Here is a 6,586-nt window from a genome sequence, read left to right as displayed (position 1 = left end):
CCGCGCCGATGATCACGGCCACCGCCGGAGGCCGAAAGCTGTCGTAAGTCTGGTTTGACGGGTCTGTCAGCGCTTCCGGTGACACTGGGCCAACTCAGCCGGTGTTCCGAGGAGCTCCCATGACGCGATTACCTGGACGTTCGCCGTGGCTCGTGGTGGCGCTCGGCTTCGCCGCCATCGTCTTCGACGGGTACGACCTCATCGTCTACGGGTCGGCGGTGCCCGCGCTGCTCGCCCAGCCCGGGTGGGGCCTCACGCCCACCGAGGTCGGCGCCATCGGCAGCTACGCGCTGCTCGGCATGCTCGTCGGCGCGATCAGTGCCGGCTGGCTCACCGACCTGCTCGGCCGGCGCCGGCTGTTCATCGCCTGCCTCGCCTGGTTCTCGCTCATGATGCTCGGCGTCGCGCTCGCGCCGAGCCCCGAGCTGCTCGGCGTCTTCCGGTTCCTCGCCGGGCTCGGCTTCGGCGGCATCGCGCCGACGGCGATCGCGCTGGTCATCGAGGTCGCGCCCGTCGCGCGGAGGAACCTGCTCAACGCGGTGATGCTCGCCGGGTTCCCGGTCGGCGGGGTGATCGCGGCGATCCTCGCGGTCAACCTGCTGCAGCCGTACGGTTTCCGGCTGCTGTTCGGGCTCGGCGTGCTCCCGCTGGTCACGCTCGTGCCGCTGGCGATGTGGCTGCTGCCCGAGTCACCCCAGTTCCGCCGCGTCCGCACCCGCACCGCCGACCTGCTGCGCGGCGGCGTCGCGACCTCGGCCCTGCTGTTCGCGGTGGCCAACTTCTGCGGGTTCCTGCTGGTCTTCGGGCTGAACACGTGGCTGCCGCAGCTGATGCGCCTGGCCGGCTACAACCTCGGCTCGGCGCTCAGCTTCCTACTGGCGCTCAACGTCGGCGGCGTCATCGGCGGCCTGGCCGGCTCGGCGCTCGCCGACCGGTTCGGTGGCCGGTGGGTCGCGACGATCCTGTTCGTCGTCGCGGCCGTGTCGCTCGGGCTGATCGCCATCCCGATGCCGACCGTGCTCACCTACCTGGTGGTGGCGGTGGCCGGCGCGGCGTCGGTCGGCAACCAGATCGTTGTGTACGGCTACGTCGCGACCCACTACCCCGCCGGCTACCGGGCCACCGCGCTCGGCTTCACCTCGGGCATCGGCCGGCTCGGCGCCGCGTCCGGGCCGCTGATCGGCGGCTTCCTGGTGACCGCCGGCTTCGGGCTGGGCATGAACGTCGCCGTGTTCGCCGCGGTCTCGGTGCTCGGCGCGGTCGCCTCCGCGCTAGTGCCCAGGCTCGCCACCAGAGCGGCACCGGTCGAGACCCCGGCGCCGCCGGAGCAGCTGGCCGAGGCTGCCTAGTCCACCCCGCGCCCGGTGGCCTGGCCGCAGCTCGTCGATCAGCTGGGACGCCTCGACCTTGGTGAGACCCTGACGGTGCGTCCTGGCTCATGCTTACCTGTCGGCGCGGTCGTCAAACCCTGTCTCAAGGCTGCCGTCGGTGCCGACACCGCTGCCGTGGTGGTGAAGCGGGCGGGGCTCGCTGCCGTCGGTGCCCTCGCCCGCGCCGTGGTCGAGCCCGTCACGCGGGTCTGGCTCGAGGCTGCCGTCGGTCCCCACGCCGGCGCCATGGTGGCGCAGGTCGGCCGGGTCGGGCTCGAGGCTGCCGTCGGTGCCGACGCCGACGCCGGTGCTCAGGTCGCTGGGCAGGTCCTGCTCCGCCTCGCCGATGTCCCGCACGGCTTCGCGGTCGATGGGCTCCCCGTGCACCGGCTCGCGGCCGATCGGCTCGCGCTCGCGCGGGTCCAGATCGTCGTGCCCGCGCCGGGGAAGGCCGTCGTTGACAGTCATGGTGCCTCCTCTGTCCGATCCGCGAGGACTACCCCCGGCGCGCACCCGCTAAGCAGGGATGCGGTGGGTCGGCCGGGGATATGCGGGCCGGAACGCCGCCGGGCCCGAGCCGCTCCCGCTCGACGTGCCGCACACGCGGTCCGCGGCGGCGACCGCCTCGACGCACGCCCGGTCCAGGTCGGCCGGCGGGCAGGCCACCCGCAGGTTGAACACCGCGTGCCCCTCGCCCACCGCGTCCGGACCGGGCAGGTCGACGCTCAGCGGCTCGCCGGCGCCGGTCAGGCTCACCTTGGCGAGCCCGCCCTCGCCGGTCACGGTCACCTTCGCGTGGCCGACCAGCGCGCCGGTCGCGGCCGCCCACGCGGACAGCGCCGCCAGCGCGGCACTCGCCCACACCGCCGGCCGGACCGGGCCGCACACCGCGACCTCCTGGTTGAGCCACGCGAGCTCGGCCTCGGCCGCGGCGTACCGGTCGTAGTCCAGCCCCGTGTCGGGCCGATCGGGCTCGCCGTCCGCCAGCAGCAGGTCGACCAGGGCGCCGACCTCGCCGGAGCGCGCGGAGTAGGGCACCACGCGCGCCGCGGGGTTGCGCCGGCCGAGCTCGGCCAGCACGCCGCCGAGCCCCGGGCCGGCGAGGTCGATCTTGTTCACCGCGAGCACGTCGGCCTCGGCCAGCTGGTGGGCGTAGAGGTAGCCGGTGTCGGAGTCCTCCCCCGCCGCCCACGACCGCGCGAACACCCGGTACCGCACCGGGTCGACGACCGTGACCAGCGGCGCCACCCGCAAACCGTCGCCGTGGTGGGCACGCAGCGGCCGCACCACGGTCGCGCGCAGGTCGGTGCAGCTGCCGACCGCCTCGGCCAGCACGACGTCCGCGCCGCCGTCGACGAGCCGGGTCACCACGCCGGCGAGCTCGTCGAACCGGCAGCAGAAGCAGCCGTCGAGCACCTCGGCCACCGCGTCGGTGACCGTGCGCGCGAGCCGGGTGTCGACCAGGTCGCGGCCCTGGTCGTTGGTGACGATCGCCGGCCGGTGGCCGCGGCGGCGCAGCTCGCGCGCGGCGGCCAGCAGCGTCGTGGTCTTGCCGGCCCCCAGGAACCCGCTGACAGGGCACAACGTCGCACGCATGGCGTCTCCGTGAAATCGATTACCGATCGAGCGTGACCTGGAGCGTCGAGCCGGCCCGGACCGTGACCGGCGCGTCGAGCGTGATCTCCACGCGCGAGCCCTTCACCGTGAACGCCGCCCGCCGGCCGTCGACGCGCACCGAGCGCACCGGCGAGGCCGTCTCGAACGCGAGCGTGCGGACCCGCAGTCGCCCGTGGCGGACCTCGACCGCGCAGTCCTGCCGGCCACCGCGGCGACGCTGGCGGTAGAGGCCCCAGCCCTCGGCGGTGGTGAACGCGGCCCGGAAGTCCTCGGGGGACAGCCGGGGCGCGAACCCGAGATGGCCGCGCGGGCCGTGGTGCTCGTAGCCGCACGCCGCGAGGTAGACGCCGTAGCTCATCATCGCCCGCGCGTAGTGGTCGCTGCACTCGATCTCGTTGTACGGGTTGCGTTTGGCGGCATCGTGCCGGTCGTGCACGCCACGGGTGACGGCGAGCGCCTCGGCCACCATGCCCTCGGCCATCAGGTGCGCGGCGAGCTGGTACTCCTGGCCCGTCCACACCTCGTTGAAGTAGCCGACGACCCCGCCCTGGCCGGCCTCGGTCGAGCCGCCATGGGGCCACGTGCACATCAGCGTGCCGGCCTCGCCGGGCATCGCGTAGACGCGGGGCGCGGGGATGCCGGGTGGGCGGTAGGCCGCGGCGTCGGGCAGGAAGTTGTTGCGGAACACGCTGGCCAGGGCCGTCCTGGACTTGTCCGCCGAGAACACCCGGGGCAGGCCGAGCTGGCCCGCGTAGGTCTGGCCGTACAGCTGGTCGATGTGGCAGCCGCGGTTGGAGTTCGGCGCGGTCGGGTGCGCGGGGTCGACGCGCTGGAAGAAGTAGCCGTACTCCTCGCTCCAGAGCGTGCTCTCCAGGTAGGCCGTGCCGCGCTCGGCGAGCCGGGTGTACTCGGCGGCCTTGGCGTCCTCACCCAGCTCGGTGGCCATGGCCGCGCCGGCGTGCAGCGCGGCGACGTAGAGCCCGCTGATCCACGGGATCTCGCCCCACCACTGGGCGTCGAGGGTGTTCCACTGGCTGCCCTCGAGGATGCCGTCGCCGTCGCCGTCCTGGCTGACGACCCAGTCCAGCGCCTTGCGCACGGCCGGCCACACGCGGGTGAGGAAGCCGTCGTCGGGCGACATCTGGTGCTCGCGGTAGACGCGCAGGATCGTGCCGCACTGGCCGTCGGCGAACCAGCCCTCGCCCGCCTCGCCGCGGTTGCCGATCTCGCCGTTGGCCCGCAGCGCGAGGCCGAGGTCGACGCGCTCGCGGGTGTCCCGCTCCAGCTCCGGGAACAGCCGGGCGACGGCCTGCGCGTAGTTCCACACGTGACCGCAGGTGCCGGCGCAGCAGTAGGTGCCCTCCCAGGCGTAGAAGCGGCCGTTGTCGAAGCGGAAGCAGGTGTTGGTGGCCACTGTGGACGCGCTGGCGAGGGTGCGTTCCAGGAACCAGTGCGGCAGCGTGGAGTCCGCGTACCAGGTGCGGGTCCATTCCTTGGTCTTCGCCGCCAGCTCCTCCCGGTTCGCCGTCACGTACTCGGCGGTCTCGCGCGCGCTCGCGAACCGGGTGGCGTAGTGGTGGCGCAGCCGCGGGCCGTCCCGCAGCCAGCCGAACGACGCGGGCTGCGGGGTCGGGAAGTGCCAGGTGAGGACGAAGTGGACGGTCCGGGACTGTCCAGGTGGGACGGTGACCGGCACGGTGACGGTGGCCGACTCGCCGCCCTCGGTGGCCACGCCGGCGTCGTGGGCGGCCGCGAGGGCGAAGGTGCCGAACTCGGGCAGCTGCTCGATCGGCACGCGGCGCACCGGCCGGTCGCTGAACACGATCCGGCCGACGTTCACGTGCCCCCAGCCCGCGGCGATCGAGTCGACGACCTCGAGGTGCGCCTGCTTGCCGGCCCAGCGGCTGACGTCGATCGAGATGGCGGTGAGGGGCTCGATCTCGTGCCCGAGGAAGGTCGCGACAACAGTCCCGTCGACGACGACGTCGACGCAGGTGCGCCCGGGGTGCGCGCCGCCGCCGACCCACGCGGTGACGTAGCGGCGCTCGATCGGGAACGGGTCGCTCGTCAGCTTTCCCTGGTAGGCGTCGGCGTCGCCGGTCGCGCGGAAGTTGTAGGAGGTGGCGAAGTGGGTGCCGACGACGTTGAGGTCGTTGATCTCGCCGAACGGGCGGCGGAAGTCCGGCGGGGTCTCGGCGGGGGTGACCGGGCGGGCGCCGAACGCGTCGCCGGTGACGGTCCACGCGTCGTAGGTGCCGCTCGCCCAGTCCTCGAAGACGAGGTCGGGCTTGTCGGTGAAGACGATCGCGTCGCAGTTGACGTGTGCCCAGGGGCCGGCGGCGCGGTCGACGATCCTGATCCGCGCCGTCTGTCCCATGTGGTCGTTCAGGTCGAGCATGGTGGCGATCATGGGCTCGCTGTCGCGGCCGGTCGCGCTGGCCACGACCTGGCCGCCGACCACGACCTCGACGCCGGTCTCGCCGGGCCTGCGGCCACCGCCGACCGACACCGCAACGTAGCGGCGCTCGACGGTGAACTCGCGGCTGGTCAGGGTGCCCTGGTAGCCGTCGGGGTCGGGTTGGCCGGCCCGGTGCGAGGTGACGAAGTGCGTGCCGGACAGGAGCAGGTCGCCGAAGCGGCGCAGGTAGCCCGGGACCTGGGCCGGGGTGACGGGGCCGGTGCCGAACGCTTCGCCGTCGACCGTCCAGCCGTCGAAGGTGCCGGACTCCCAGTCCTCGAAGAGGATGTCGGTGTCGTCGGTCTCGATCTCCTCGGCGGCGAACTCGACGCCCGCCCGGTTCCGGCCGCGGAAGGGCGAGGCGGTGAGCCGGATGGGCTGCTGGTCGCGGGTGGTGAGGCAGACCGGGTTGGCGCTGGACCCGACGACCTCGGCCTTGACGGCCCGGCCGGTGGTGTTGCGGAGGGTGAAGGAGAGGGTGGTCGCGGGGAGGGTCGAGTCGTCGACCTCGAGGGGGATGAACGGGGAGAACGCCTCGGCGGTCACCTGCAGCGGGCAATCGTCATCCCGATAGGTGACGATGCCGACGGGGTACTGGCCGACGAACCGGACGTCGCGGAACCCGTCGGCGTCGAGGCTCCGGCTCGTCTTGTCGGCGCGCAGCGTGAAACCCTGGGCGAAGGGCGAGCGGGCGGTCAGCGGGTCGGCGTAGTGCGGGCCGCCGCCGTTGGCGCCGCCGAGCGGGAAGGTGGCGGGGTTGAGGATGTCCCAGGCCCAGAGCCGCCCGTCGCCGGCGAGGTAGACCTGGCCGCTGCACCCGCCGCCGACCGGCATGCCGATGTGCTGCAGGGCGGCGCCGCGGTACTCGGTGGGTCTGCCGCGGGCCTCGAGCGCGCGCACGACGTCGTCGGTGAGGTGCTTGTCGGCCGGGACCGCGACGAGCCCCTCGGGGTCGAGCCCGAGCGCGGCGGCCACCGGTGCGGGCGCGGCGAGCATGCCGAGCCCGGCCATTCCCATGGACAGGAACGCGCGCCGGGACTGGCCGTGGCCGCAGCATTCGCCGTCGGAACAACACTCGGATGCAGTCGACATTGATCGCCTCCGGTAATCGATTACCCGACCGCAGCCTAGGGGGCGAACC

The 6,586-nt window shown here is 73.4% G+C and carries 4 protein-coding genes; 1 reads left to right on the top strand and 3 read right to left on the bottom strand.

What is annotated here, in order from left to right:
* The first annotated feature begins 119 nt into the window (after nucleotides 1-119).
* On the top strand, nucleotides 120-1,349 hold the full coding sequence (locus VGD70_RS36880) for an aromatic acid/H+ symport family MFS transporter (RefSeq protein ID WP_331089834.1): 1,230 nt from the start codon (nucleotides 120-122) through the stop codon (nucleotides 1,347-1,349).
* 93 nt (nucleotides 1,350-1,442) lie between these two features.
* On the opposite strand, the gene VGD70_RS36875 is transcribed toward VGD70_RS36880, so the two are convergent.
* From VGD70_RS36875 to VGD70_RS36865, 3 genes are read right to left on the bottom strand one after another with little or no spacing between them, the layout of a single operon-like run.
* Nucleotides 1,443-1,838 (bottom strand): hypothetical protein, encoded by a 396-nt coding sequence (locus VGD70_RS36875; RefSeq protein WP_331089832.1) that lies wholly within the window; start codon nucleotides 1,836-1,838, stop codon nucleotides 1,443-1,445.
* A gap of 48 nt (nucleotides 1,839-1,886) precedes the next feature.
* Nucleotides 1,887-2,966: a GTP-binding protein gene (locus VGD70_RS36870; protein WP_331089830.1), complete on the bottom strand. Its 1,080-nt coding sequence runs from the start codon at nucleotides 2,964-2,966 to the stop codon at nucleotides 1,887-1,889.
* Nucleotides 2,967-2,985: 19 nt separating this feature from the next.
* Nucleotides 2,986-6,537, bottom strand: coding sequence for a GH116 family glycosyl hydrolase (locus VGD70_RS36865; RefSeq protein WP_331089828.1), 3,552 nt, complete (start codon nucleotides 6,535-6,537; stop codon nucleotides 2,986-2,988).
* Between the last annotated feature and the right edge of the window lie 49 nt (nucleotides 6,538-6,586).

It is taken from the genome of Actinophytocola sp. (genome assembly GCF_036402745.1).
GTDB lineage: Bacteria > Actinomycetota > Actinomycetes > Mycobacteriales > Pseudonocardiaceae > Actinophytocola.
Note: the sequence above shows the minus strand (reverse complement) of the source record. Positions and strands in the feature narration are given on the sequence as shown.

Coding starts and splice junctions, on each gene's coding strand:
- VGD70_RS36875 (WP_331089832.1), bottom strand. CDS start 1,838: ATGACTGTCAACGACGGCCTTCCCCGGCGCGGGCACGACGATCTGGAC.
- VGD70_RS36880 (WP_331089834.1), top strand. CDS start 120: ATGACGCGATTACCTGGACGTTCGCCGTGGCTCGTGGTGGCGCTCGGC.
- VGD70_RS36870 (WP_331089830.1), bottom strand. CDS start 2,966: ATGCGTGCGACGTTGTGCCCTGTCAGCGGGTTCCTGGGGGCCGGCAAG.
- VGD70_RS36865 (WP_331089828.1), bottom strand. CDS start 6,537: ATGTCGACTGCATCCGAGTGTTGTTCCGACGGCGAATGCTGCGGCCAC.